General features: G+C 69.3%; 24 protein-coding genes. 18 read left to right on the top strand and 6 right to left on the bottom strand.

From position 1 onward, the window contains the following. Positions 1–60: 60 nt before the first annotated feature. On the bottom strand, positions 61–507 hold the full coding sequence (locus AB0O24_RS13325) for a hypothetical protein (RefSeq protein WP_363375484.1): 447 nt from the start codon (positions 505–507) through the stop codon (positions 61–63). Between the two features lie 190 nt (positions 508–697). Between AB0O24_RS13325 and AB0O24_RS13320 the strand changes: the two genes are divergently transcribed. The 3 genes from AB0O24_RS13320 (at position 698) to AB0O24_RS13310 (ending at position 3,482) form a co-directional block, all read left to right on the top strand. Next, positions 698–1,219, top strand: a complete 522-nt coding sequence (locus AB0O24_RS13320) for an NUDIX hydrolase (protein WP_275799898.1) — start codon at positions 698–700, stop codon at positions 1,217–1,219. Continuing rightward, positions 1,216–2,091, top strand: a complete 876-nt coding sequence (locus AB0O24_RS13315) for an alpha/beta fold hydrolase (RefSeq protein ID WP_275799899.1) — start codon at positions 1,216–1,218, stop codon at positions 2,089–2,091. The genes AB0O24_RS13320 and AB0O24_RS13315 overlap by 4 nt, the downstream gene beginning before the upstream one ends. An 86-nt stretch (positions 2,092–2,177) precedes the next feature. Then, complete coding sequence (locus AB0O24_RS13310) at positions 2,178–3,482, top strand: SGNH/GDSL hydrolase family protein (protein WP_363375479.1); 1,305 nt, start codon at positions 2,178–2,180, stop codon at positions 3,480–3,482. A gap of 73 nt (positions 3,483–3,555) precedes the next feature. Here the strand turns inward: AB0O24_RS13310 and AB0O24_RS13305 are convergent, their stop codons facing one another. The 3 genes from AB0O24_RS13305 to AB0O24_RS13295 are packed head-to-tail and all read right to left on the bottom strand — an operon-like array spanning position 3,556 to position 6,040. Next, positions 3,556–4,776: an MFS transporter gene (locus AB0O24_RS13305; protein WP_363375476.1), complete on the bottom strand. Its 1,221-nt coding sequence runs from the start codon at positions 4,774–4,776 to the stop codon at positions 3,556–3,558. After that, positions 4,773–5,207: a MarR family transcriptional regulator gene (locus AB0O24_RS13300; RefSeq protein WP_275799905.1), complete on the bottom strand. Its 435-nt coding sequence runs from the start codon at positions 5,205–5,207 to the stop codon at positions 4,773–4,775. Before AB0O24_RS13300 ends, AB0O24_RS13305 begins: the two co-directional genes overlap by 4 nt. A gap of 35 nt (positions 5,208–5,242) precedes the next feature. Beyond that, positions 5,243–6,040, bottom strand: coding sequence for an IclR family transcriptional regulator (locus tag AB0O24_RS13295; RefSeq protein ID WP_307385974.1), 798 nt, complete (start codon positions 6,038–6,040; stop codon positions 5,243–5,245). Between the two features lie 103 nt (positions 6,041–6,143). Here AB0O24_RS13295 and AB0O24_RS13290 point away from each other — a divergent pair, with 103 nt between their 5' ends. Genes AB0O24_RS13290 through AB0O24_RS13280 form a run of 3 tightly spaced genes read left to right on the top strand, consistent with a single transcriptional unit; the run spans position 6,144 to position 8,837 of the window. Next, the gene (locus AB0O24_RS13290; RefSeq protein ID WP_363375471.1) at positions 6,144–7,001 is read left to right on the top strand and encodes a CoA transferase subunit A; all 858 of its coding nucleotides are present in this window, start codon (positions 6,144–6,146) and stop codon (positions 6,999–7,001) included. A 1-nt stretch (position 7,002) separates the two neighbouring features. After that, entirely contained in the window at positions 7,003–7,656 is a 654-nt protein-coding gene (locus AB0O24_RS13285; RefSeq protein ID WP_363375468.1) for a CoA transferase subunit B, read from the top strand. Continuing rightward, complete coding sequence (locus tag AB0O24_RS13280; protein WP_363375466.1) at positions 7,653–8,837, top strand: acetyl-CoA C-acetyltransferase; 1,185 nt, start codon at positions 7,653–7,655, stop codon at positions 8,835–8,837. Before AB0O24_RS13285 ends, AB0O24_RS13280 begins: the two co-directional genes overlap by 4 nt. Positions 8,838–8,885: 48 nt before the next feature. On the opposite strand, the gene AB0O24_RS13275 is transcribed toward AB0O24_RS13280, so the two are convergent. Beyond that, entirely contained in the window at positions 8,886–9,140 is a 255-nt protein-coding gene (locus AB0O24_RS13275) for a hypothetical protein (RefSeq protein ID WP_058595904.1), read from the bottom strand. A 131-nt stretch (positions 9,141–9,271) separates the two neighbouring features. Between AB0O24_RS13275 and otsA the strand changes: the two genes are divergently transcribed. The 9 genes from otsA (at position 9,272) to serA (ending at position 19,612) form a co-directional block, all read left to right on the top strand. After that, entirely contained in the window at positions 9,272–10,732 is a 1,461-nt protein-coding gene (gene otsA, locus AB0O24_RS13270) for an alpha,alpha-trehalose-phosphate synthase (UDP-forming) (RefSeq protein WP_363375464.1), read from the top strand. After that, on the top strand, positions 10,729–11,508 hold the full coding sequence (gene otsB, locus AB0O24_RS13265; RefSeq protein WP_363375462.1) for a trehalose-phosphatase: 780 nt from the start codon (positions 10,729–10,731) through the stop codon (positions 11,506–11,508). The genes otsA and otsB overlap by 4 nt, the downstream gene beginning before the upstream one ends. 59 nt (positions 11,509–11,567) lie before the next feature. Continuing rightward, on the top strand, positions 11,568–13,286 hold the full coding sequence (ilvD, locus tag AB0O24_RS13260; protein ID WP_058614257.1) for a dihydroxy-acid dehydratase: 1,719 nt from the start codon (positions 11,568–11,570) through the stop codon (positions 13,284–13,286). 48 nt (positions 13,287–13,334) lie between these two features. Next, positions 13,335–15,143 carry an acetolactate synthase large subunit gene (locus AB0O24_RS13255; protein WP_058614256.1) on the top strand — a complete coding sequence of 603 codons (1,809 nt, stop codon included), beginning with the start codon at positions 13,335–13,337 and terminating at the stop codon, positions 15,141–15,143. 1 nt (position 15,144) lies between these two features. Then, positions 15,145–15,654, top strand: coding sequence for an acetolactate synthase small subunit (gene ilvN, locus AB0O24_RS13250; protein ID WP_058595899.1), 510 nt, complete (start codon positions 15,145–15,147; stop codon positions 15,652–15,654). Positions 15,655–15,805: 151 nt separating this feature from the next. After that, positions 15,806–16,831 (top strand): ketol-acid reductoisomerase, encoded by a 1,026-nt coding sequence (gene ilvC, locus AB0O24_RS13245; protein ID WP_363375460.1) that lies wholly within the window; start codon positions 15,806–15,808, stop codon positions 16,829–16,831. Positions 16,832–16,969: 138 nt separating this feature from the next. Next, positions 16,970–17,500 carry a DNA polymerase III subunit gamma/tau gene (locus AB0O24_RS13240; protein WP_275799566.1) on the top strand — a complete coding sequence of 177 codons (531 nt, stop codon included), beginning with the start codon at positions 16,970–16,972 and terminating at the stop codon, positions 17,498–17,500. Next, a complete protein-coding gene (locus AB0O24_RS13235; protein WP_363375457.1) occupies positions 17,497–17,835 on the top strand; it encodes a bacitracin resistance protein in 339 nt (112 codons plus the stop codon). The genes AB0O24_RS13240 and AB0O24_RS13235 overlap by 4 nt, the downstream gene beginning before the upstream one ends. A gap of 172 nt (positions 17,836–18,007) precedes the next feature. Next, entirely contained in the window at positions 18,008–19,612 is a 1,605-nt protein-coding gene (serA, locus tag AB0O24_RS13230; protein ID WP_275799563.1) for a phosphoglycerate dehydrogenase, read from the top strand. A 192-nt stretch (positions 19,613–19,804) separates the two neighbouring features. Here the strand turns inward: serA and AB0O24_RS13225 are convergent, their stop codons facing one another. After that, positions 19,805–20,347 carry a TetR/AcrR family transcriptional regulator gene (locus AB0O24_RS13225; RefSeq protein WP_058628563.1) on the bottom strand — a complete coding sequence of 181 codons (543 nt, stop codon included), beginning with the start codon at positions 20,345–20,347 and terminating at the stop codon, positions 19,805–19,807. 79 nt (positions 20,348–20,426) lie between these two features. Here AB0O24_RS13225 and AB0O24_RS13220 point away from each other — a divergent pair, with 79 nt between their 5' ends. Genes AB0O24_RS13220 through AB0O24_RS13210 form a run of 3 tightly spaced genes read left to right on the top strand, consistent with a single transcriptional unit; the run spans position 20,427 to position 24,201 of the window. Continuing rightward, positions 20,427–21,965 (top strand): MFS transporter, encoded by a 1,539-nt coding sequence (locus AB0O24_RS13220; RefSeq protein ID WP_363375453.1) that lies wholly within the window; start codon positions 20,427–20,429, stop codon positions 21,963–21,965. 25 nt (positions 21,966–21,990) lie between these two features. Beyond that, entirely contained in the window at positions 21,991–23,040 is a 1,050-nt protein-coding gene (locus AB0O24_RS13215; RefSeq protein ID WP_275796718.1) for a 3-isopropylmalate dehydrogenase, read from the top strand. A 54-nt stretch (positions 23,041–23,094) separates the two neighbouring features. Further along, complete coding sequence (locus AB0O24_RS13210; protein ID WP_058614249.1) at positions 23,095–24,201, top strand: branched-chain amino acid aminotransferase; 1,107 nt, start codon at positions 23,095–23,097, stop codon at positions 24,199–24,201. Positions 24,202–24,450: the final 249 nt, after the last annotated feature.

Raw genomic sequence — 24,450 nt, 5'->3', positions numbered from 1 at the left:
CACGCCTAAGCGTCGCGGACCATGCACAACCCCGTTTCACCGCGTGATCGCGCGGCTAGATCACCATCCCATCCACACGTTCTTGCCTATAACCCCCACGGTCCACCACGCCACGTCGACGAGGCACAGGCCCCCGTCGTCCTCCCGGTAGAACAGGTCTCCGGGATACTCGACCCCGGATGCCACGCGCCCGGCGGGCAGTGACAGGTTGATGCTCCACGTCGGGTCGAACTCGGCCTGCTCCGGCCAGTACTCGGCGACGAACTCTTCGGGCTCCTCGGCGGACAGCCCGTCCCAGGCGGACGGCGACCCCAGATCGATGTCCCGCCCCTCGCACACCGTCCCGTCCGCGTCGCCCGCTGCCGCGGCCTCGATGTGCTCCCGAGTCGTGTCGATCACGTTCGCGCCCTCGGGGCCCCAGATGAGCCCGTCCAGAGAACACCCCGTCAGGGCGAGCGCGGAGGCGGTCGTCAGAGTTGCGGCGATGCGGCGGTGCGTTCGGCTCATGCGCTCAACCTATCCGCGGCCCCTTATCGTGCGCGTAAGCCGCTTGTCACGCGGTGGAATGGGGGAAGGACCGTCGTCGACCATCGGAGTCCCGGCAACGACGAGAGCATGTACGTCGACGTGCTTCCCGCTTCGGCAGAACGTTGACTGCACGCGCCCTGCGCGCCGCCTCTTCGGGAAGGATGGCCCCATGGCCGATGACGAGATCTGGGACGTGACCGATATCCAGGGGACTCCGACGGGGGCGCTGCACCGTCGTGGGGACGGCCCCGTCCCGGCCGGGTCGTTCCACATCGTGGCATCCGTCTGTGTGGTGTCGTCGACGGGGCGGGTGCTCGTGAGTCTGCGCGCACCGGGCAAGGACTACCCGCTCGCGTGGGAGTTCCCTGCGGGAAGCGCCCTCCGTGCGGAGTCGAGCCGACGCGGCGCCGCGCGCGAGCTCGGAGAGGAGACCGGGCTCTCGGTCGCCCCCGACGAGCTCGTCCTCGTCGGGCGAGTGATCGAGGAGCGCGCGCTCTTCGATCTCTGGATCGCGCGAGTGGACGGCGAGCCCGTGCCCGTACCCGATCCCGAAGAGGTCCAGGATGCCGAGTGGGTCACGCTCGACGAGGTCCAGCGTCGCTGGCGGGCCGGCACGTTCGCCTCGCCCTGGAACGCACGGTTCGAGCAGCTGTGGGACACCCTCGCTCGCGAGGTGGGGCGCGGCGCATGAGTTCCGTGTACCGGACGCACGACATCGCGGTCGCGGCGGGGTCGCTGCGCGTGGGGGAGTGGAATCCGGATGCCGTGGGCATGCCGTGGCTGCTCGTGCACGGCGTGACCGCCTCGCATCTCGCCTGGGCGTGGCTGGCTGCCGAGGCACCCCAGCAGCGTCTGATCGCTCCGGACCTCCGCGGCCGCGGGCGGAGCGAGAGGGGGGAGGGGCCGCTCGGCATGGCCGCGCACGCCGATGACCTCGCTGCGGTTCTGGACGGCCTCGCGGTCGACGAGGTGGTCGTGATCGGTCACTCGATGGGCGCTTTCGTCTCCGCCGTGCTCGCCGATCGGCACACGGACCGGGTGGATCGAGTCGTCCTCGTCGACGGCGGCTTGCCCCTGGAACTGCCGCCGGGTATGTCGCCTCGGGAAGCCGTGCGACACGTGCTGGGGCCGACGGCGGCGCGGCTCGAGCGGCGGTTCGCCGACCAGGGCGAGTACAGAGACTTCTGGCGCGCACACCCGGCGTTCGTCGACCGCGAGGATCCGCTGCTCGATTCGTACTTCGCGTACGACCTCGTCGGCGCGGAACCGTTTCTGCGTCCCGCCACGGTGCTGTCCACCGTCGAGGAGGACTCGATCGATCAGAACGCGGGCGACGCGATCGGAAGGGCTATCGAGCGGATGCCACGGCCGACGACGCTTCTCGCGGCCGAGCGTGGTCTGCGTGGTGAGGTGCCTCCGCTGTACCCCGACCTTGACGCGCTCCGGGCGACCCACCCGCGGCTTCGGGACGTCCGCCGCGTGGACGGGGTCGACCATTACTCGATCGTCATGTCTGGGGCGGGGGCGCGCGAGGTCGCACGCGCCGCGGGCGAGGCCGACTGACGCAACGGTGGGAGTGAGGGTGAAGTTCGGCCCCTCAGGAGCCGTTTGCCGGGTCGCCCGCCCTCCGGGGCTCTAGCGTCGGGCGGATGCGCCGACTTCTCTCCACGGGTGCCGTGCTCGCCGTCCTCGCCGTGTCGGCGATGGCCGCGATCGCCGCCCCCGCCTCCGCCGCCGTCCCCGACCTGACCGGTCGCTCCTACGTCTCCCTCGGCGACTCGTACGCCGCCGCGTGGGGACTCCCTCTCGCCGCGACGCAGCCCGCCGCGGGGTGCGATCAGTCGGATGAGAACTACCCCCACCTCGTCGCCGACGAGTTCGGTTTCGACCTCGACGACCGCTCGTGCGGCGGAGCCGTGATCGCCAACGTGGTCGACACTCCGCAGTCGGTGGGCGGTGCGACGGCACCGGTCCAGTCGGACGCCCTGGATGCCGACACCGACCTCGTCACTCTCACGATCGGCGGGAACGACCTCGGGTTCTGGCAGCTCGGTCAGATGTGCATCGCGGCCACGGCGGGAGGCCCGGTCGCCGGGAGTCTCGACGGCAACGTGCACGCCTCGTGCGCCGAACAGTTCGTGGTGAACACTCCCGCGGGCCCGGTGAACACGCTCGAGACGCAGATCGATCAGTCGGTGGCACCCGCCCTGTCGGCGGCCCTCGCCGATATCGAGGCACGGGCTCCGCACGCGAAGATCATCGTGGTCGGATACCCCGCGCTCGCCCCCGACGCCGCGCACACCCCGAGCGACGGGTGCTACACCTCGCTCCTCCAGGGACTCGGGTTCCGCACGAACGCGTACCCCTACACGAATGCGGACGTGGAGTTGCTCCACGCCACCCAGGCCTACCTCGACGACACGATGGCGCAGGTCACCGAGGCCTCTGGCGCGACCTACGTCTCGCTGCTCGCCGACTCCGCGGCGCACACGCCGTGCAACCCGCGCGACGCGTACGTCAACGGCATCACGCTGAGCCTCGCCCCCGACAGCGTGCCCGTCTCGGGGCTCCCCGTCGGCGGGATCAAGAAGGGGGCGATCCACCCGAATGCGGCGGGTGCCGCGTTCACCAGCACGAAGGTCTCGGATGCCGTGCGCGAGCTGTTCGCGGAGCCGGATCCGACGCCGACCCCGACGATCACGCCGACGCCGACCCCGACGGATGACCCGTCGCCTACCCCGACGGCCTCACCGAGCCCGAGCACCACGCAGAGCCCGAGCGCCAGCGTGAGCCCGGTGCCGTCGGCCAGCGCCACCCCTATCACTGCCGCGACGACCGGGGCCTTGGCGACAACGGGGACGCCGTCGGTCGCGGGGGCGATCGGTATCGGTGCTGCGATGCTCCTCGTGGGCATCGCGGTGACCTATCTTCTCCGGCGCCGGGCGCACAGCTGAAACGACCGCTGTACCGACACGCGCCCTGTCCCGAATCGTTCGGGACAGGGTGCGTGCGTGCGTTCGCGATGCGTCAGGCGGCGTCGCCCACGAGGACGGCGGCTCCCTCGTCGGCGATCGTCGGGTGGGCCTGGTCCACGTGCGCGAGGGCTCGCCGACCGAACAGGACGCACGCCGCCGCGATCAGCACGGACACGGTCGCCATGACGTACGGCACTCCCGCGCCCGCGGCGTGCCAGAGGAAGGCGGCGAGCGGCGGGGCGACGGCTCCGCCGAGGAAGCGGACCGCCGAGTAGGCCGAGGAGGCGACCGAACGGGGGAGGTCGGTGGCTTCCATCACGGCCTCCGTCAACGCCGTGTTCACGACGCCGAGCACCAGACCGCCCACGACGATGCAGACCACGAGTCCGACGGGGGAGTCCACGACGAAAGCGGCGACGAGGAGGTCGACAGCGAGCAGGGGGAGGGCGAGCAGCAGAACCGACGTCAGCCGCATCCGGCGGAGGAGGATCGGGGCAACCCAGACACTCGTGATCGCGAGCGCGACACCCCACCCGAAGAAGGTGAGCCCGATCCCCATCGCGCCGAAGCCCAGCGGGAAGGGGGAGAAGGCCAGCAGGGTGAAGAAGCCGATGTTGTAGAACAGCGCGGTGGCCGCGAGGATCGCGAGCGCCGGGCGACCGAGGGCGCGGAACGGCGCGCTGAAGGGGATGGGCGTTCGTGCGGGAGCAGGGCCGCGCAGGAGCACTGCCACGGCGACGAAAGCGATCGCCATGAGGGCGACCACTCCGAAGAACGGTCCCCGCCAGCTGGCCTCGCCGAGGATGCCGCCGAGCAGCGGTCCGATCGCGATGCCCAGGCCGAGCGCCGCTTCGTACAGGATGATCGCCGCCGAACTGCCACCGGAGGCGGCGCCGACGATGGTCGCGAGAGCCGTCGAGATGAACAGGGCGTTGCCGAGGCCCCAGCCCGCGCGGAAGCCGATCACGGCGTCGACGCTTCCGCTCAGCGCGCACAGGAGCGAGAACGCGACGATCAGGGCGAGCCCGACGAGCAGCGTGGCCTTCGCGCCGATTCGGCTCGAGATCCAGCTGGTGACGAGCATCGCGAGGCCCGTCACGACCAGGTAGCTGGTGAACAGCAGCTCGGTCTCGACGGGTGTCGCCTTCAGTGACTCGGCGATCGCGGGGAGGATCGGGTCGACGAGACCGATCCCCATGAACGCGACGACGCACGCGAATGCCACGGCCCAGACCTGGGCCGGCTGCTTCCATACGCTCGGAGCGGCGCTCATCGCACGACCTCCGGCTGTAGGCCCACGCGGGCCGAGAGGGCACCGGCGGCGGTGCTCACGGCATCCCATTCGGCATCCGTCAGATCGGCCACGTGGGGCGCGAGGGCGGCGCTCAACTGTGCGAGCCAGCGCTCGAGGGCGGAGAGACCGGCGTCGGTCACGGCGATGACGCTGACGCGCGAGTCATCGGGGTGCGGCTCGCGCGTGACGAGACCCGCGTCGCTGAGCTGGTGGACGAGGCGCGTCATGCCGGGCTGGGTCACGCGGCTGAGGGTGGCCAGGTCGCCGAGACGCTGGGGTCCGTGGTCGCGCAGCAGGGTGAGGGTGCGCCACTGCGCGGAGGGGGCGTCGTTCTGGGTGTCGAGGGCCGCGATGCGCGTCAGGGCGTGCACCGCGAGCAGCAATCTCTGGAGATCGTCATCGCGGGTCATGGGAAAAGCATATCGCAGATATATACCTGAGGTATCTATCGTGACGCGAGTCGCGTGGACAGCTGGTGCGCGTGCGCGAGCAGGATGCGACCGAGCTCGCCGAGTCTCTCACCCGAGAAACGGAACTCGACGCCGGTCAGGCTCAGTGCCCACTGGGGAGCCCCCGCCCGGTCGAACACGGCCGCCCCCAGGCCCCAACTGCCCTCCACGATGAGCCCCGGATTCACGGCGTACCCGCGCTCCTGGGTGTCGCGCACCCGCGCGCGCAGGCGCGCCGGGGCATGTGAGGCTCCGAACCGCTCGGCGAGGTCCCCGTGGCGCTCGAGATAGGCGTCCACATCATGGGGCGGAAGGAAGGCGAGGATCGCGAGACCCGCGGATGCCACGCCCAGCGGGAAACGCACTCCCTCGGAAAGCACGAAGGAGCGAATGGGGAAGCTGCCGTCTTCTCGGACGAGGCACACCGTCTCGTCGCCACGTCGCACCGACAGGAACGCACTCTCTTCGGTTCGCACCGCGAGCGAGCGCACGACGTCGCGTGCCGTCGCGGTGATGTCGAAGCGAGAGGCCGCCACACTGCCCATGAGGTAGAGCTCAGGGCCGGGCAGCCAGTGGCCGGTCGTCTCGTCGCGGTCGACGAGCCCCTCCGCACGGAGGGCGGTCAGGAGCCGATGCGCGGTGGGGCGCGTGAGATCGGCGTCGCGGGAAAGGTCGCCGATGGTCGCCCCGGCGGATCCCGCCGCCGTCACCAGGCGGAGGAGTGTGGCGGCGCGGGCGATCGCCTGGGCGCCGGGAACGCTCGCGGGTGAGCGCGAATGAGGTGCGGTGTCCACGATGTGGACGCTACGCGGCTTGGCATCCACATCGCAAGATCGCGCTGGGCGCGTCCCGGCGCCGGCCCTGAGCATGAGATGACGCAGACACGAAGGAGTTCGCGTGATCGACAAGACCTGGACCTCGGCCGCCGACGCGGTCTCCGACATCCCCGACGGCGCGTCCCTCGCCGTCGGCGGCTTCGGACTTTCCGGCAACCCGATCGCCCTCATCGAAGCCCTGCTCGCCCAAGGGACGCGAGACCTCTCCGTCGTCTCCAACAACTGCGGTGTCGATGACTGGGGTCTCGGCATCCTGCTGGGGGCTGGTCGGATCCGCAAGATGACGTCGTCGTACGTCGGCGAGAACAAGGAGTTCGAACGGCAGTTCCTCTCCGGTGAGCTGGAGCTCGAGCTCACCCCGCAGGGCACTCTCGCCGAGAAGCTCCGTGCCGGTGGGGCTGGCATCGCGGCGTTCTACACCCAGACGGGAGTCGGAACCCAGGTCGCCGAGGGCGGGCTTCCTCAGCGGTACGACGGCGCCGGAGGCATCGCGGTCGCGTCCCCCGTCAAAGACGTGCGCGTCTTCGATGTCGACGGCGTGCCTCGCGAGTTCGTCCTCGAAGAGGCGATCACGACGGACTTCTCCCTCGTCCATGCGTGGAAGGGTGACCGGCACGGCAACCTCGTGTTCCGCAAGGCCGCCCGCAACTTCAACCCGCTCGCGGCGATGGCGGGGCGCGTGTGCATCGCCCAGGTCGAGCATCTCGTCGAGCCCGGCGAGATCGACCCCAACGACGTCCACCTGCCCGGGGTCTACGTCCACCGTCTCGTCGAGGTCGGGCCCGGGATCGAGAAGCGGATCGAGAAGCGCACGGTGCGGGACGGCGTCGCCGAGTCGGGCCCGGTCCCTTCGACGAGCTCAGGGACCTCAGCATCGACGAGCTCAGGTCCCGCCGCACCGATGAGCAAGGAGTTCTGACATGGCCCTCACCCGCACGGAGATGGCGGCGCGAGCCGCCCGCGAACTCGCCGACGGCTCGTACGTCAACCTCGGCATCGGCCTGCCGACCCTCGTGCCCAACCACGTGCCCGACGGCGTCACGGTCGTGCTGCAGTCCGAGAACGGCATCCTGGGCGTCGGTCCGTACCCGACGGAGGACGCGGTGGATGCCGACCTCATCAACGCCGGCAAAGAAACGGTGACCACGCTCCCCGGCGCGGCCTTCTTCGACTCGGCGCTGAGCTTCGGGATGATCCGCGGGGGCAAGATCGACGCCGCGATCCTCGGGGCGATGCAGGTGTCGGCCTCCGGAGACCTGGCGAACTGGATGATCCCCGGAAAGATGGTGAAGGGTCCCGGCGGCGCCATGGACCTCGTCCACGGAGCCGCGCGCGTCATCGTGCTCATGGAGCACGTCGCCAAGGACGGCTCGCCGAAGATCGTGAACGACTGCTCGCTGCCGTTGACCGGTCGCGGTGTCGTCGATCGCATCATCACCGACCTCGCCGTCATCGACGTGACAGAGGATGGACTCGTGCTCGTCGAGCTCGCCCCCGGGGTGAGCATCGACGAGGTGCGGGATGCCACTGAGCCCCCGCTGACCGTGGAACTCACCGAGGAGGTCACCCGATGAACCCCGAAGACGTCGTGATCGTCGCCGCCGCGCGCACCCCTCAGGGGCGCCTGAAGGGCCAGCTCGCTCCGCTCACCGCCGTGCAGCTCGGCGCGGCCGCGATACGCGGAGCCCTGGACCGCGGGGGGATTCCCGCCGAGGCCGTCGACGCGGTGCTGGTCGGACAGGTGCTCCAGGCCGGTGCCGGACAGAACGCGGCTCGCCAGGCTGCCGTCGCCGCCGGGATTGGGTGGGACGTGCATGCGGCGACCGTCAACAAGGTCTGCCTGTCGGGTCTCACGGCGATCATCGATGCCGCGCGCATGCTGCGCCTCGGGGACGCGACGGTCGTCGTCGCGGCGGGCATGGAGTCGATGACCCGCGCCCCGCACCTGCTGATGAACTCGCGCGAGGGCTACGCCTACGGCTCGGTCGAGGTGCTCGATCACCTCGCGTACGACGGTCTGACGGACGCCTACGACCGCGAGAGCATGGGTGCTTCCACCGAGCGCGCGAACGCGCGATTCGACGTGACCCGTGAGGCGCAGGACGCGGTCGCCGCCCGGTCGCACCAGCGTGCCGCCGCCGCGCAGGCGGCGGGTGTCTTCGACGCCGAGATCGTGCCCGTTGAGATCCCGCAGCGCAAGGGCGATCCCGTCGTCGTGACGGCCGACGAGGGCATCCGCGCCGACACGACGGTCGACACGCTCGCGAAGCTCCGCCCCGCTTTCGCCGAGGGTGGGTCGATCACCGCCGGCAACGCGTCGCGGATCTCCGACGGGGCGTCGGCGGTCGTCGTCACGACCCGATCGGTGGCGGACGATCGAGGATGGGACATCCTGGCGGTCGTGGGAGCCGCGGGACAGGTCGCCGGACCCGACAACTCGCTGCACGCGCAGCCTGCTCGCGCGATCGCGAGAGCCCTCGAGAAGCAGGGCATCTCGGCATCCGATCTCGATCTCGTCGAGATCAACGAAGCCTTCGGCGCTGTCGTGGCTCGTTCGCAGGCCGAGCTGGGCCTGTCCGACGACGTCGTCAACCCGCACGGCGGCGGCATCGCGATCGGTCACCCGATCGGCGTCTCGGGCAACCGGCTCGTCGTGCACGCGGTCCACGAGCTGGTGCGGCGGGGGAGCGGCACCGCCGCGGTCGCCCTCTGCGGCGGTGGAGGCCAGGGCGACGCGCTGATCCTCACACGTTGACAGACAGACGGATGCCACGACCCCGGGGTCGTGGCATCCGTCGTCCGATCAGCGCGCGAGGCGCTTCTTGAAAAGCTTCTGCTGCTTCTTCGCGACGGGGGAGTCGCCCGCGATCACGCGTCCGCGCCGGGCGCGACGGGTGTCGACGACCGATCCGATCGCGAGAGCCAGCGTGATGCCCCAGCTGAGCCACGCGAGGGCGGTGCGCCACGTGAAGGGCTCGTCATTGCGCAGAGCCCGCAGGAGCGTGATGCCACCCGTGATGGCGCTGAGAAGACCCGTTCCGAAGATGTACTGGCGCATGTCTTCAACCTACCGAGGAGCGCGACGCGACGCCGCGCCTTGACAGGCGGGGCGTCCATATCGCATCCCGTCCAGCCCTCTGCGCCGCTCGATGCCGCTGTTAGCCTGAGGTCGATCCCCGAGGAGGACCTGTGACCCAGGCCGATTTCGTCGTCGTCGCCAACCGCCTTCCCGTCGACCGCACCCCGGACGGTGAAGGGTGGCGTCGTTCCCCCGGCGGTCTCGTGACCGCCCTCGAGCCGGTGATGCGTCGCGCCGACGGCGCGTGGGTCGGGTGGGCCGGCCAACCCGACGTCGAGCTCGACCCGTTCGAGTTCGACGGAGTGCACCTGGTTCCCGTCGTGCTGTCGGCGGCCGACGTGCAGAACTACTACGAGGGCTTCTCGAACGACACGATCTGGCCGCTCTACCACGACGTCATCGCCGCGCCGACCTACAAGCGCGCGTGGTGGGACGCGTACGTCCGCGTGAACCGCCGATTCGCCGAAGCCGCGGCCGCCTCTGCTTCTCAGAACGCGACGGTGTGGGTGCAGGACTATCAGCTGCAGCTCGTTCCCAAGATGCTGCGGGGACTCCGGCCCGACCTGACGATCGGCTACTTCCACCACATCCCGTTTCCCGCCTACGGCCTGTACTCGCAGCTCCCGTGGCGCAAGCAGGTCCTCGAGGGCCTGCTGGGCGCCGACGTGATCGGATTCCAACGCGTTGCGGACGCGGGCAACTTCGCGCGAGCCGTGCGGCGTCAGTTGCGGTACGAGACCAAGGCCAGCGGCATCCTGGTTCCGGACCCGAAGGGCGGCACGCGCGTCGCCCTCGCCAAGGCGTTCCCGATCTCGATCGACGCCGACTCGTACGTCGAGCTCGCGCAGAAGCCCGAGATCCAGCAGCGCGCGAAAGAGATCCGCGAGGGCCTCGGCAACCCCCGCAAGATCCTGCTCGGGGTCGATCGCCTCGATTACACGAAGGGCATCCGCCACCGCCTGAAGGCGTGGGGCGAATTGCTCGAGGACGGCCGCGCCACGGTCGAGGACGCCACGCTCGTGCAGGTCGCGAGCCCGAGTCGCGAGCGCGTCGACGCCTACGTGCAGCTGCGCGACGAGATCGAGATGACCGTCGGGCGGATCAACGGCGACCACGACACCACCACGCACACCGCGATCCGGTACCTGCACCAGTCGTACCCGCGTGAAGAGATGGTCGCGCTGTTCCTCGCCGCGGACGTCATGCTCGTGACCGCTCTCCGCGACGGCATGAACCTCGTGGCGAAGGAGTACGTCGCCAGCCGCACCGACAACCGCGGTGTGCTGGTGCTGAGCGAGTTCGCCGGTGCCGCCGACGAGATGGGCAGCGCCCTGCTCATCAATCCGCACGACATCGACGGATTGAAGGATGCCATCGTCCGGGCGATCGACATGCCCGCCGCCGAGCAGGGTCGCCGCATGCGGGCGCTGCGCAAACGCGTGCGCGAGCATGACGTCGAGGACTGGTCGCGCGAGTTCCTCGAGGCTCTCGCGACGTTCCACGACACGGCCTCGAGCGCGGCGGCCGCCGCCGAGGTCGAAGCCGGCTCCGACGGCGAGGACGCGGAATGACCGCCGCCGACGCCACGATCGAGGCCGTCGCCACGACCGACCGCCTGCTGATCGCCCTCGACTTCGACGGCACCCTCTCTCCTCTCGTCGACGAGCCGATGTCGGCGCGCATGACCCCGGGTGCCCGGGCGGTCCTCGACGACCTGGTCACGCTTCCCCGCACGGTCGTCGCTCTCGTCTCCGGACGCTCGCTCGGCCACCTCCGCGAGATCGCGGAGCACACGGACGACTCGCTCATCTGGCTCGCGGGCTCCCACGGCGTGCAGTTCTGGGTACCCGGGGTGGGCGTCGAGGCGGCGACGGACGACGAAGCGGACCTGGCCCTCCGGGACCGCCTGCAGGACGAGGTCAGTCGTCGCGCCGCCGGGACGACGGGCGTCTGGATCGAGCCGAAGGAGTACGGCTTCGGCGTGCACACCCGGACCGCGGATGCCGAGACCGCCCGCGCCGTCCGGGAGATCGCTGATGAGCTCGTCGCCGCCGAGGCGCCCGAATGGAGGCGTCGAACGGGCCACGACATCCTCGAGTTCTCGTTCCGCCACGAGGGGAAGGACTCCGCCGTCGCGCACCTGCGCGAGCGGGTCGAAGCGACCGCTGTGCTGTTCGCGGGCGACGACGTCACCGATGAGGACGCGCTGCGCTCCCTCGGCCCCGGAGACCTCGGCATCCGTGTCGGCGGGGGAGAGACCTCGGCCACACTGCGCGTCGACGACATCGACGCTTTCGTGACCGTCCTGGAGGACGTCGCGCGTCTTCGCCGCGCGCACACGGATTGATCAGCGATTCGACACTCGTGGCGCATCGGCGCGCTACGTGCGCGCAATAGACTGCGAGGATGCCCGCACCGCAGAATCCGAACACCGGCGAGTTCGACATCAAGCCCCGCAGTCGCGTCGTCACCGACGGCATCGAAGCCACGACCTCCCGCGGAATGCTCCGCGCGGTCGGCATGGGCGACGAGGACTGGGACAAGCCCCAGATCGGCATCGCGTCGAGCTGGAACGAGATCACCCCCTGCAACCTGAGCCTCGACCGCCTCGCGCAGGGCGCCAAAGAGGGCGTCCATGCCGGCGGCGGGTACCCGCTGCAGTTCGGCACCATTTCCGTCTCCGACGGCATCTCGATGGGCCACGAGGGAATGCACTTCTCGCTCGTCTCGCGCGAGGTCATCGCCGACAGCGTCGAGACCGTGATGATGGCCGAGCGCCTCGACGGGTCCGTCCTGCTCGCGGGTTGCGACAAGTCGATCCCGGGCATGCTCATGGCATCCGCTCGTCTCGACCTGTCGAGCGTCTTCCTCTACGCGGGCTCGATCGCCCCCGGCTGGGTCAAGCTCAGCGACGGCACCGAGAAGGACGTCACGATCATCGACTCGTTCGAGGCCGTGGGCGCGTGCCTCGCGGGCAAGATGAGCGAGGCCGACCTCAAGCGCATCGAGTGCGCGATCGCCCCGGGTGAGGGCGCGTGCGGCGGTATGTACACCGCCAACACCATGGCATCCGTCGCCGAAGCCCTGGGTCTCAGCCTTCCGGGCTCCGCCGCCCCGCCGTCGGCCGACCGTCGTCGCGACTACTTCGCCCACCGTTCGGGCGAGGCCGTGGTCAACCTGCTGCGCCAGGGCATCACCACGCGCGACATCCTCACCAAAGAGGCGTTCGAGAACGCCATCGCCCTCGCCATGGCACTCGGCGGCTCGACCAACGTCGTGCTCCACCTCCTCGCGATCGCCAACGAGGCCGAGGTCGAGCTGAACCTGCACGACTTCAACCGCATCGGCGACCGTACCCCGCACGTCGCCGACATGAAGCCGTTCGGGCAGTACGTCATGAACGACGTCGACCGTCACGGTGGCATCCCCGTCATCATGAAGGCGATGCTCGACGAGGGTCTGCTGCACGGTGACGCGCTGACCGTCACCGGAAAGACGCTCGCCGAGAACCTCGCCGACCTGAACCCCGACCCCGTCGACGGAAAGGTGATCCACCGCTTCGACGACCCGATCCACGCCACGGGCGGCATCACGATCCTCCACGGCTCGATGGCTCCCGAGGGTGCCGTCGTGAAGTCGGCCGGCTTCGACGGCAACGTCTTCGAGGGCCCCGCCCGCGTGTTCGAGCGCGAGCGCGCCGCCATGGACGCCCTCGAGGCGGGCGACATCGCCGCGGGCGATGTCGTGGTCATCCGCTACGAGGGCCCCAAGGGCGGCCCCGGCATGCGCGAGATGCTGGCGATCACCGCAGCCATCAAGGGCGCGGGGCTCGGAAAAGATGTACTACTCTTGACGGACGGTCGATTCTCAGGCGGCACAACCGGCCTCTGCATCGGCCACATAGCTCCCGAAGCGGTGGACGCAGGTCCGATCGCCTTCGTGCGCGATGGTGATCTGATACGGGTCGATATCGCCGCTCGCACTCTCGACTTGATCGTCGATGAGGCCGAGCTGAGTTCCCGCCGCGAAGGCTGGGAACCGCTTCCCCCGCGCTATACCCGTGGCGTTCTGGCCAAGTACTCCAAGCTCGTGCACTCCGCCGCGGAGGGCGCGGTCACGGGCTGACGGCCGTCCCCCTTTTTCTCACCTTCTTCCGGTTCTCGAGGTACTCCCATGTCCATCGATTCCCCTACGGCGGCCGTGCCCCGGCCTCCCGCCCGCACCGCCCCGGCGCCCGTGATGACGGGTGCGCAGGCGGTCGTCCGCTCGCTCGACCTGCTCGGTGTCACCGACGTCTTCGGCCTGCCGGGCGGGGCGATCATGCCCGTCTACGACCCGCTGATGGACGACGAGCACGTCCGCCACATCCTCGTGCGCCACGAGCAGGGCGCCGGCCACGCGGCAGAGGGCTACGCCGCGGCTTCCGGCAAGGTCGGCGTCGCGATCGCGACGTCGGGTCCGGGTGCCACCAACCTCGTCACCGCGATCGCCGACGCCTACATGGACTCGGTGCCTCTCGTGTGCATCACCGGACAGGTGTTCTCGACCCTCATGGGGACGGACGCGTTCCAGGAGGCCGACATCGTCGGCATCACGATGCCCATCACCAAGCACTCGTTCCTGGTGAAGACCGCCGAGGAGATCCCCGGCGCCCTCGCCGCGGCCTTCGAGATCGCCTCGACGGGTCGTCCCGGTCCCGTGCTGGTGGACATCACGAAGGATGCGCAGCAGGCCGAGGTGCCCTTCGTCTGGCCGCCCAAGATCGACCTGCCCGGCTATCGTCCGGTGACGAAGGCTCACGGCAAGCAGATCCAGGCCGCGGCGCAGCTGCTCGCCACCGCGCAGAAGCCCGTCCTGTACGTGGGCGGCGGAACGATCCGCGCGAACGCCGCTGCCGAGCTGAAGGTCCTGGCCGAGGCGACCGGTGCGCCCGTCGTGACCACGCTCATGGCGCGGGGTGCATTCCCCGACTCGCACGAGCAGCACCTGGGGATGCCCGGCATGCACGGCACCGTTCCCGCGGTGCTCGCCCTTCAGGAGAGCGACCTCATCGTCTCCCTCGGCGCGCGCTTCGACGACCGCGTGACGGGCAAGGCGTCGCTGTTCGCACCGCACGCGCAGGTGGTGCACGTCGACATCGACCCCGCCGAGATCTCCAAGATCCGTACCGCTGACGTGCCGATCGTGGGCGACCTCAAAGAGGTGCTCGTCGACCTGGATGCCGCCTTCCGCGCCGCCGACGCCGAGCACCCGCACGATTACTCGGAGTGGTGGACGTACCTGAACGGCCTCCGCGAGGAGTTCCCGCTCGGCTACACGCCCACCAGCGACGGTCTGCTCTCGCCGCAGCACGTGATCCAGCGCATCGGCGAGCTGACCGGTCCCGAGGGCGTCTACGCCTCCGGTGTGGGTCAGCACCAGATGTGGGCGGCGCAGTTCATCAAGTACGAGCGCCCCAACGCCTGGCTGAACTCCGGCGGCGCCGGCACCATGGGCTACGCGGTTCCGGCCGCGATGGGCGCCAAGGTCGCTCAGCCCGAGCGTGCCGTGTGGGCGATCGACGGCGACGGCTGCTTCCAGATGACCAACCAGGAGCTCGCGACCTGCGTCATCAATGACATCCCCATCAAGGTCGCGATCATCAACAACTCCTCGCTCGGCATGGTGCGCCAGTGGCAGACGCTGTTCTTCGACGGACGTCACTCCAACACCGACCTGAACACGGGGCACGGCACGCGCCGCATCCCCGACTTCGTCAAGCTCGCCGAGGCGTACGGGTGCCTCGCGATCCGCGTCGAGAAGGAAGACGAGATCGACGCGGCGATCCAGCTCGCGCTGGACACCAACGACCGTCCGGTCGTGATCGACTTCGTCGTGAGCGCCGACGCGATGGTGTGGCCGATGGTGCCGCAGGGCGTCAGCAACAGCTACGTCCAGTACGCGCGCGACCACTCGCCCGCCTTCAACGAGCAGGAGGACTGAGATGTCTCGTCACGTTCTGAGCCTCCTCGTCGAGGACAAGCCCGGTCTGCTCACGCGCGTCGCCGGCCTCTTCGCCCGCCGCGGGTTCAACATCGAGTCCCTGGCCGTGGGCGTCACCGAGGTGCCGGGTCTCTCCCGCATCACGGTGGTCGTCGACGTCGAAGGTCTGCCGCTGGAGCAGGTCACGAAGCAGCTCAACAAGCTGATCAACGTGATCAAGATCGTCGAGCTCGACCCCGCGGCATCCGTCCAGCGCGAGCACGTGCTGGTCAAGGTGCGGGCGGACAACGCGACCCGCTCGAACGTGCTCGAGGTCGTCAACCTCTTCCGCGCGTCGGTGGTCGATTACGCACCCGATGCGATCGTGATCGAGATCACGGGCGACTCGGGCAAGGTCGGTGCGTTCCTGAAGGCCATCGAGCCGTTCGGAGTGAAAGAGCTCGCGCAGTCGGGCCTTCTCGCCGTCGGTCGCGGAGGCAAGAGCATCACCGAGCGCGTCCTCCGCAGCTGAACCCCGTCGGTCCCTGAGCGCGTCGACGGGCCCGACACCCCGAACCCGTCGGTCCCTGAGCCTGTCGAAGGGTCCGACTGCCCAACTTCACACGTCCCACAACCCGGTCCCTTCGACAAGCTCAGGGACCTGAATCCAAGGAGAAAGTTCCATGGCAGAGATCTTCTACGACGACGACGCCGACCTCTCGATCATCCAGGGCAAGAAGGTCGCGATCGTCGGCTACGGCTCGCAGGGCCACGCGCACGCGCAGAACCTGCGCGACTCGGGTGTCGAGGTCGTCATCGCGCTCAAGGACGGCTCCAAGTCGGCACCCAAGGCGCAGGAAGACGGCTTCGAGGTCAAGAACGTCGCGGATGCCGCCGAGTGGGCCGACCTCATCATGATCCTCGCGCCCGACCAGCACCAGCGCTCGATCTACGCCGACTCGATCAAGGACAAGCTGACCGAGGGCAAGACGCTCGCCTTCGCGCACGGCTTCAACATCCGCTTCGGCTACATCGACGCTCCCGAGGGCGTCGACGTGATCCTCGTCGCGCCCAAGGCTCCCGGTCACACCGTGCGTCGCGAGTACGTCGCGGGCCGCGGTATCCCCGACATCATCGCCGTCGAGCGCGACGCCTCGGGTTCGGCCTGGGACACCGCTCTCTCGTACGCGAAGGCCATCGGCGGCACCCGCGCCGGCGTCATCAAGACGACCTTCACCGAAGAGACCGAGACCGACTTGTTCGGCGAGCAGTCCGTGCTCTGCGGCGGCATGAGCCACCTCGTCCAGTACGGCTTCGAGACGCTGACCGAGGCTGGCTACCAGCCCGAGATCGCGTACTTCGAGGTGCTGCACGAGCTCAAGCTCATCGTCGACCTCATGTGGGAGGGCGGCATCGCCAAGCAGCGCTGGTCGATCTCCGACACGGCCGAGTACGGCGACTACGTCTCCGGCCCCCGCGTCATCGACCCGTCGGTGAAGGAGAACATGAAGGCCGTCCTCGCCGACATCCAGTCCGGCGCGTTCGCGAAGCGCTTCATCGACGACCAGGACAACGGCGCCACCGAGTTCCTCGCCCTCCGTGAGAAGGAGCAGGGTCACCCGATCGAGGCGACCGGCAAGGAGCTCCGCGGTCTGTTCGCGTGGAAGCAGCAGGACAGCGACTACGTCGAGGGCTCGGCCGCCCGCTGATCCGTCCGTCGAACGCCCCGGGGCCTTACGGTTCCGGGGCGTTCGCCGTTGCATCGGGTGTTCTGGCCCCGGATGCCATGGACGCGGCGCCCGGCGGGGCGTGGCCCGGTCGCGGGGGAGCGCCGCTACCGTGGGATCGTGAGCACACCGCGCGATGACGACGCCCTCTCGTGGGGCGGTGACGACGATCCGACTCTCGACGTCGGCGACAAGCGCACGCCCGACCCGGTGGGGGAGCCGGTCGCGGGACCGGAACCGCTCGTGCCTCAGCCCCCTGTTTCGGATGCGCCGCCGACACGCGAGGCGCCGCGCGCGCCCGAGGCCGCGGCATCCGTCGATTCTTCTTCGAATGCGACTCCGGATGCCGCGCACTCCGCGCCGCTCGGAAACGTCGGCCTCGTGGGCATCGGCATGGTGGCGGCGACGTTCCTGCTCTTCGCGCTCGGCTGGCTGCTTTCGGGACGCCAGCTCCAGAGTCTCGGCATCCCCATCCCGGACGTGACCGTCGTCGCGATGACCATCGGGGCCACCCTCGCTCCGATCGTGTGGTTCGTGACGGTCCTCGTGCTCACGCGCTCGTGGCGCACGTGGCAGCGATTCCTGCTGCTGATCCTGGGCATCGTCCTGCTCGTGCCCTGGCCGTTCCTGTCGATGGGATCTCTCGCATGAGCGCCGTCGCCCGCACCCGTCACCTGCCGACGTGGCTCGTCGTCACGATCGCGGGAGTCTTCGGACTGTTCTACGCGTACGTCGTGTGGAGTTCGGTGGCGCTGCTCGTCCTGCAGGTCAACGGGCCGCTGGGACTCAACGGCCTCGGCTGGTTCGTCTACTGCCTGCCGATCGTCTTCCCGCTGATCGCGTTCGGCGTCGCTTTCGCGATCGGCGCGCGTCGGAAGGCGGGCGAGTTCGCCCTCGTGCTGCTGGCCGGCCTGACGCTGTCGGCGGCCTTCTGGCTCGCGATCGTGGGATACGGGACGACGTCGTACGGGTTGTACGGGTCGTAAGCGCGGCTCCGCGCACGTCGTCGTAGGCGACCCTCCGGCGTCACACGGTCCGGCATCCGTGCGCCTCCGCGCTAGGCTGGCAGACGGCCCGCACGGGTCGCGCGCCCGGTTCGCGCCGGCGGTGCGCGACGGTGCGCGTCAGACCCCCAGCACCGTTTCGAAGGACGCATCCGTGACGAAGCCCGTCGTGCTCATCGCCGAAGAACTCTCTCCCGCCACGATCGACGCGCTCGGCCCCGACTTCGACGTGCGCAACGTCGACGGGACCGACCGCCCCGCGCTGCTCTCGGCCCTCGCCGACGCGCACGCGGTGCTCGTGCGCTCGGCCACCCAGATCGACGCCGAGGCTCTCGCCGCAGCGCCGTCGCTCAAGGTCGTCGCCCGTGCCGGTGTCGGCCTCGACAACGTCGACATCAAGTCGGCCACCGCGGCCGGAGTCATGGTCGTCAATGCGCCGACCTCCAACATCATCTCGGCCGCCGAGCTGACCGTCGGGCACGTGCTGTCTCTCGCCCGTCGCATCCCGGCTGCCCACTCCTCGCTCGCGCAGGGCCTGTGGAAGCGCAGCTCGTTCACCGGCACCGAGCTGTTCGAGAAGACGATCGGCATCATCGGCCTGGGTCGCATCGGTGCCCTGATCGCCGCCCGGTTGCAGGCGTTCGACATGCGGGTGATCGCGTACGACCCCTACGTCACCGCGGCTCGCGCGCAGCAGCTCGGTGTGCAGCTCGTCTCGCTCGACGAGCTCCTCGAGCAGAGCGACTTCGTCACCATCCACATGCCCAAGACGCCCGAGACGACGGGAATGATCGGCGCCGAGCAGCTGCGCCGCATGAAGAAGACGGCGTACGTCATCAACGTCGCGCGAGGTGGCCTCATCGACGAGGAGGCGCTGTTCGACGCCCTCACCGCCGGCGAGATCGCCGGTGCCGGCCTCGACGTGTTCTCGACCGAGCCTCCCGCCGAGGGCGGCCCGGCGCGCAAGCTCCTCGACCTGCCGAACGTCGTGGTCACCCCGCACCTCGGCGCCAGCACCGAGGAAGCGCAGGAGAAGGCGGGTGTCTCCGTCGCCCGCTCCGTGAAGCTCGCCCTCGAGGGCGACCTCGTTCCGGATGCCGTGAACGTCGCCGGCGGCGCGATCGACCCGTTCGTGCGTCCCGGTATCGCGCTCGTCGAGATGCTCGGCCAGTTCTTCAGCGGCCTCGCCGACAGCGCCCTCACCAGCCTCGACATCGAGGTGCGCGGCGAGCTCGCCGCCTACGACGTGAGCGTCTACCGCCTCGCCGCGCTGAAGGGATACTTCAGCCGGATCGTCAGCGAGAGCGTGTCGTACGTCAACGCGCCGCTCTTCGCCGAACAGCGCGGGGTCGAGGCGCGGCTCGTCGTCGAAGCCGAGAGCCCGCTGTACCGCAACATCACGATCCTGCGCGGCACGCTCGCCGACGGCTCGACCCTGACGGTTGCGGGTACGCTCGCCGGAACCCGCATGGTGCCGAAGGTCGTCGCCATCAACGGCTACGACATCGAGGTGCCGATCGAGAAGCACCACCTCGTGATGCGCTACGCCGACCGCCCCGGCATCGTCGCGATCTACGGCCAGAAGCTGGGCGAGGCGGGCATCAACATCGCCGGTCTCCAGGTGGCGGCTCCGGATGCTACGGGCCGTGCGCTCTCGGTCCTCACCGTCGATTCGCCCGTGCCCGACGAGATCCTCGGCGCCATGCGCGAGGCCGTCGGCGCCGACCTGTTCCGGCAGATCGACATCGTCGAAGACTGACGCGACAGCGTTCGGGGGAGGGGGTCGCGGGAGCGGCCCCCTTCGTCGTTTCCGGGATGGTTCTGTACGGGGTGTTCATGGCGTGACGGCCTGGGCGACGATGCGAGCAGCCCGCGAGGGGTCAGGACGGTGGCCTCTTCGGCGCGCGGCTCGCTGGCCGCATCCTGGATGGATGCGCCGGTCACCCGTCGTTCAGGTGGTCGCCGCGACGACCGCGGCGATGAGCTTGTCGAGGTCAGCACCCTCGACCCGCGGGCTCGGGACGGCGTTGAGGTCGAGAACGGCGTTGAAGTAGAGGCCGTCGCTGACGAGCAGCACGATCTGCAGTGCGGTCTCGTCGCGGGTGTGGCCCCGCAGGCTCTCTTCCCAGAGCTCGCGCACGCGTCGGAGTGATGCGGTGGCGGCGTCGTTGCCGTTCTGCGCGAGGCGGGATACCGCGAGGATCGTCACGTCGAGCGCGGAGCCGGTGTTCTGCGATGAGCGGATGTGCGCGGCGACGGCGCCCTCCGTGGACCTCTCGATCTCTTCCACGTCTTCGCGCGCGAGCTTCTCGAGGCGCTCCACGAGCGCCGCTTCGAGGGCGCTCTTGGAGCTGAAGTGGTAGAGGAGACCGCCCTTGGAGACACCGGCCGATCGCGCGGTGGCATCGACGGTCGCCGCGCGCTCTCCCTCGTCGACGAGGATGCGCGTGAACGCGTCGAGGACGGCTTCGCGGGCGAGTGGGGGGCGGCTCATGACTCCTCGATCGTACTGGCGGCGGATGCTTCTCGTCTGTTACTATACCGGCTGGACGGTTTAGAAACGGATTCGAAGAATGCTCACCTCGTCGTTGCCCACGCAAGACATCGCCGTGACCCGCGCCGGGTGGCGTGGCTGGTTCGCGCTGGCGGTGCTCATGCTGCCCGTGCTCCTGGTCTCGGTCGACAACACGGTGTTGAGCTTCGCTCTCCCCGAGATCGCACTCGACCTGCAGCCGTCGAGCATCGAGCAGCTCTGGATCATCGACGTCTACCCGTTGGTTCTGGCTGGTCTCCTCGTCACGATGGGCACCCTCGGCGACCGCTTCGGCCGCAAGCGCATGCTGCTGATCGGCGCGACGGGTTTCGCAGCCGTGTCGGCGCTGTCCGCCTTCGCCCCGACGGCGGCTGCTCTCATCGCGGGCCGCGCGTTGATGGGCGTGTTCGGCGCGATGCTCATGCCCTCCACGCTGTCCCTGCTGCGGAGCATCTTCCGCGACCGTGATCAGCGTCGCTTCGCGATCGCGATCTGGGCCTCGGGCTTCTCGGCCGGCGCTGCGCTCGGTCCGATCGTCGGCGGCTTCCTGCTCGAGCACTTCTCGTGGGGCTCGGTATTCCTCATGGCGGTACCGGTGCTCGTGCCTCTGCTCATCCTCGCCCCGATCTTCGTGCCCGAGAGTCGCGACCCCGCGCCTGGCCGCTTCGACCCGATCAGCGTCCTCCTGTCGCTCGCGACCATGGTGCCGATCGTCTATGGCATCAAGAAGCTCGCCGTCGACGGCCCGGTGTCACTCGCGCCCCTGCTCTTCGTCATCGGCGTCGTCTTCGGCTGGTTGTTCGTGCGGCGTCAGCGGCGCCTGTCCGCGCCGATGCTCGACATGACGCTGTTCCAGCGCGGCACGTTCTCGGGCGCGATCCTCGTGAACCTGCTGAGCGTGGTCGGTCTCGTCGGGTTCCTGTACTTCGTCGCCCAGCATCTGCAGCTCGTCGTCGGGCTGACGCCGATGGTCGCGGGCTTCGCCCTGCTCCCGGGGCTCGCCCTCATGATCGTGTCCGGCCTCGCGGTCGTGCCCATCGCGGCGCGTTTCGCACCGCGCGTCGTCGTGCCGATCGCGCTCGGCTTCTCGGCGGTCGCCTACGTGATGGTCGCGCTCTCGACCGCCGACCTCGTTCAGCTCGTCGTGGCATTCGGTCTGCTGGGCGTCGGTATCGGTGCGGCTGAAACGGTGTCGAACGAGCTGATCCTGTCGAGCGCGCCCTCCGCGAAGGCGGGTGCCGCGAGCGCCGTCTCCGAGACGGCGTACGAGGTGGGCGCGGTGCTCGGAACGGCTGTGCTCGGCGGCATCCTGGCGGCGTTCTACCGCGCTCAGCTGGTCCTGCCGGCGGGGCTCCCGGATGCCGCGGCCTCAGCCGCGCGAGAAACCCTCGCCGGGGCTGTCGCCGTCTCGCACACCCTCGACGATGCGAGCCTGGCCGAGGCTCTGCGCGCCGCCGCGGCCCACGCGTTCGACTCAGGTGTGGTCGTCACGGCTCTGATCGGAGCGGGCCTCATCGTCGTCGCGGGTGTGATCGCTGCCACTACCCTGGGAGGATCCCGCGGCACGTCGACGAAGTGACGTGCCCCGAGCTCTGAGGAGAGCGATGTCGCGTGTCGTGAAGCTGGCCGTCATTCCGGGTGACGGCATCGGTCCCGAGGTCGTTGCGGAGGCCGTGAAGGTCCTCGACGCGGTCACCGCCGAATCGGAAGTCGTCTTCGCGAAGACGCATTTCTCCCTTGGGGCGGGTCGCTACCTCGAGACGGGCGACACGCTCACCGACGACGACCTCGCCGCCGTCGCGGCGCAGGATGCGATCCTGCTCGGCGCCGTCGGAGGAGTCCCCGGCGACCCGCGCTTGAAAGACGCGAACATCGAGCGGGGCCTGCTGCTGAAGCTTCGGTTCGAACTCGATCACTATGTGAACCTGCGTCCGTCGAAGCTGTACCCCGGTGCGAGCGGTCCGCTCGCCGACCCGGGAGATATTGACTTCGTGGTCGTGCGCGAGGGCACCGAGGGACCGTACGTCGGCAACGGCGGCGCCATCCGTCGCGGCACTGCGCACGAGGTCGCCAACGAGACGTCGGTCAACACCGCTTTCGGCGTCGAGCGAGTCGTCCGATACGCGTTCGCCCTCGCGGAGCGTCGTCGCCACAAGCTCACGCTCGTGCACAAGACGAACGTCCTCGTGCACGCCGGCGGCATGTGGAAGCGGATCGTGGATGCCGTGGCATCCGAGTACCCCGGGGTCGACGTAGACTACCTGCACGTCGACGCGGCAACGATCTTCCTGGTCACGAACCCGGGCCGCTTCGACGTGATCGTCACCGACAACCTCTTCGGAGACATCCTGACCGATTTGGCCGGCGCCGTCACCGGAGGCATCGGCCTCGCCGCTTCGGGCAACATCAACCCCGACGGCGCGTTCCCCTCGATGTTCGAGCCCGTCCACGGATCGGCGCCCGACATCGCGGGCACCCAGAAGGCCGACCCCACGGCCGCGATCCTCTCCGTCGCCCTCCTGCTCGATCACCTCGGGCTCACCGACGAAGCCGCCCGCGTCACCCGCGCGGTCGAGGACGACATCGCGAGCCGCGACGGCGCCCGCAGCACCGCTCAGATCGGCGACGCCATCGTCGAACGCGTCCAGGCGTAACCTGGACCGATCGGCCCGCATCGCCCCCGCGCATCGAACAGTTTTGGATCACGAATGACCACCATCGACACTGACCCCGACACCGGACTCGACCCGCTCGAGTTCGCCGTCACCCGCAACCTCGCGGCGAAGAGCGCGGCGGATCGCGACGCGATCCTCGCCAACCCCGGGTTCGGGCAGAGCTTCACCGACCACATGGTCGACATCTGCTGGTCGGTCCGCGGCGGCTGGCACCGCCCGCGCGTCTCGCCCTACGGGCCGATCTCGCTCGACCCGGCCGCAGCTGTCCTGCACTACGGACAGGAGATCTTCGAGGGCATCAAGGCCTACCGTCACGCCGACGGATCCGTGCACACCTTCCGCCCCGACCAGAACGGTCGTCGTCTGCAGCGCTCGGCCCGCCGCCTGGCGCTGCCCGAGCTGCCCGTGCCGTACTTCCTGCAGTCGCTGCGCGAGCTGATCGCCGTCGACGGCGCGTGGGTGCCGTCGGGCGAGGATCAGAGCCTCTACCTGCGGCCGTTCATGTTCGCGAAGGAGGCGTTCCTCGGCGTGCGCCCCGCGCACAAGGTCGCGTACTACCTCATCGCCAGCCCCGCGGGTGCGTACTTCAAGGGCGGCGTGAAGCCGGTCTCGATCTGGCTCAGCGAGGACTACTCGCGCGCCGGCAAGGGCGGTACCGGTGCGGCGAAGACCGGTGGCAACTACGCCGCCAGCCTCCTGCCCCAGTCCGAGGCGTACGAGAACGAGTGCGACCAGGTCGTCTTCCTCGACCAGGACCGCAACGTCGAAGAGCTCGGCGGCATGAACGTCGTGTTCGTCTACAAGGACGGCACGATCGTCACCCCGCAGTCCGACTCGATCCTCGAGGGCATCACGCGCGACTCTCTTCTGCAGCTCGCCCGCGACCGAGGGCACCACGTCGAGGGGCGCAACGTGTCGCTCGACGAGTGGCGCCGGGGTGTGGCATCCGGCGACATCGTCGAGGTGTTCGCGTGCGGCACGGCCGCGGTGGTGACGCCGATCGGCATCCTGAAGGGTCGCGACTTCATCGACGAGCAGCCGACAGGCACTCTCGCCCTCGAGCTGCGCGAAGAGCTCACGAACATCCAGTACGGCCGCGCCGAAGACAAGCACGGCTGGCTGTACCGCCTCGACGCGTAAGCGCCGAGTCCATCGGAGGGGTTCCCGGATGCCGGGGGCCCCTCCGTCGTCTCCGCCGGGCATCGTCCGCCATAAACGCGATCCGCTCACGCAAACGCGGTGTGCACGTGTTTCTGCGCGTGGATCGCGTTTATGGGTGCGATGGGTGCGGCTTTCGGTTGGGTCGGAAGCGGGTTCGTCGGTGTCGGCATCGGTGATGCGGCGCAGCCCGCCCCCGTCCATAAACGCGATCCGCTCACGGAAACGCGG

This window comes from Microbacterium sp. NPDC086615 (assembly GCF_040686055.1).
In the GTDB taxonomy this organism is placed as follows: domain Bacteria; phylum Actinomycetota; class Actinomycetes; order Actinomycetales; family Microbacteriaceae; genus Microbacterium.
This window is presented reverse-complemented; position numbering and strand designations above follow the sequence as displayed.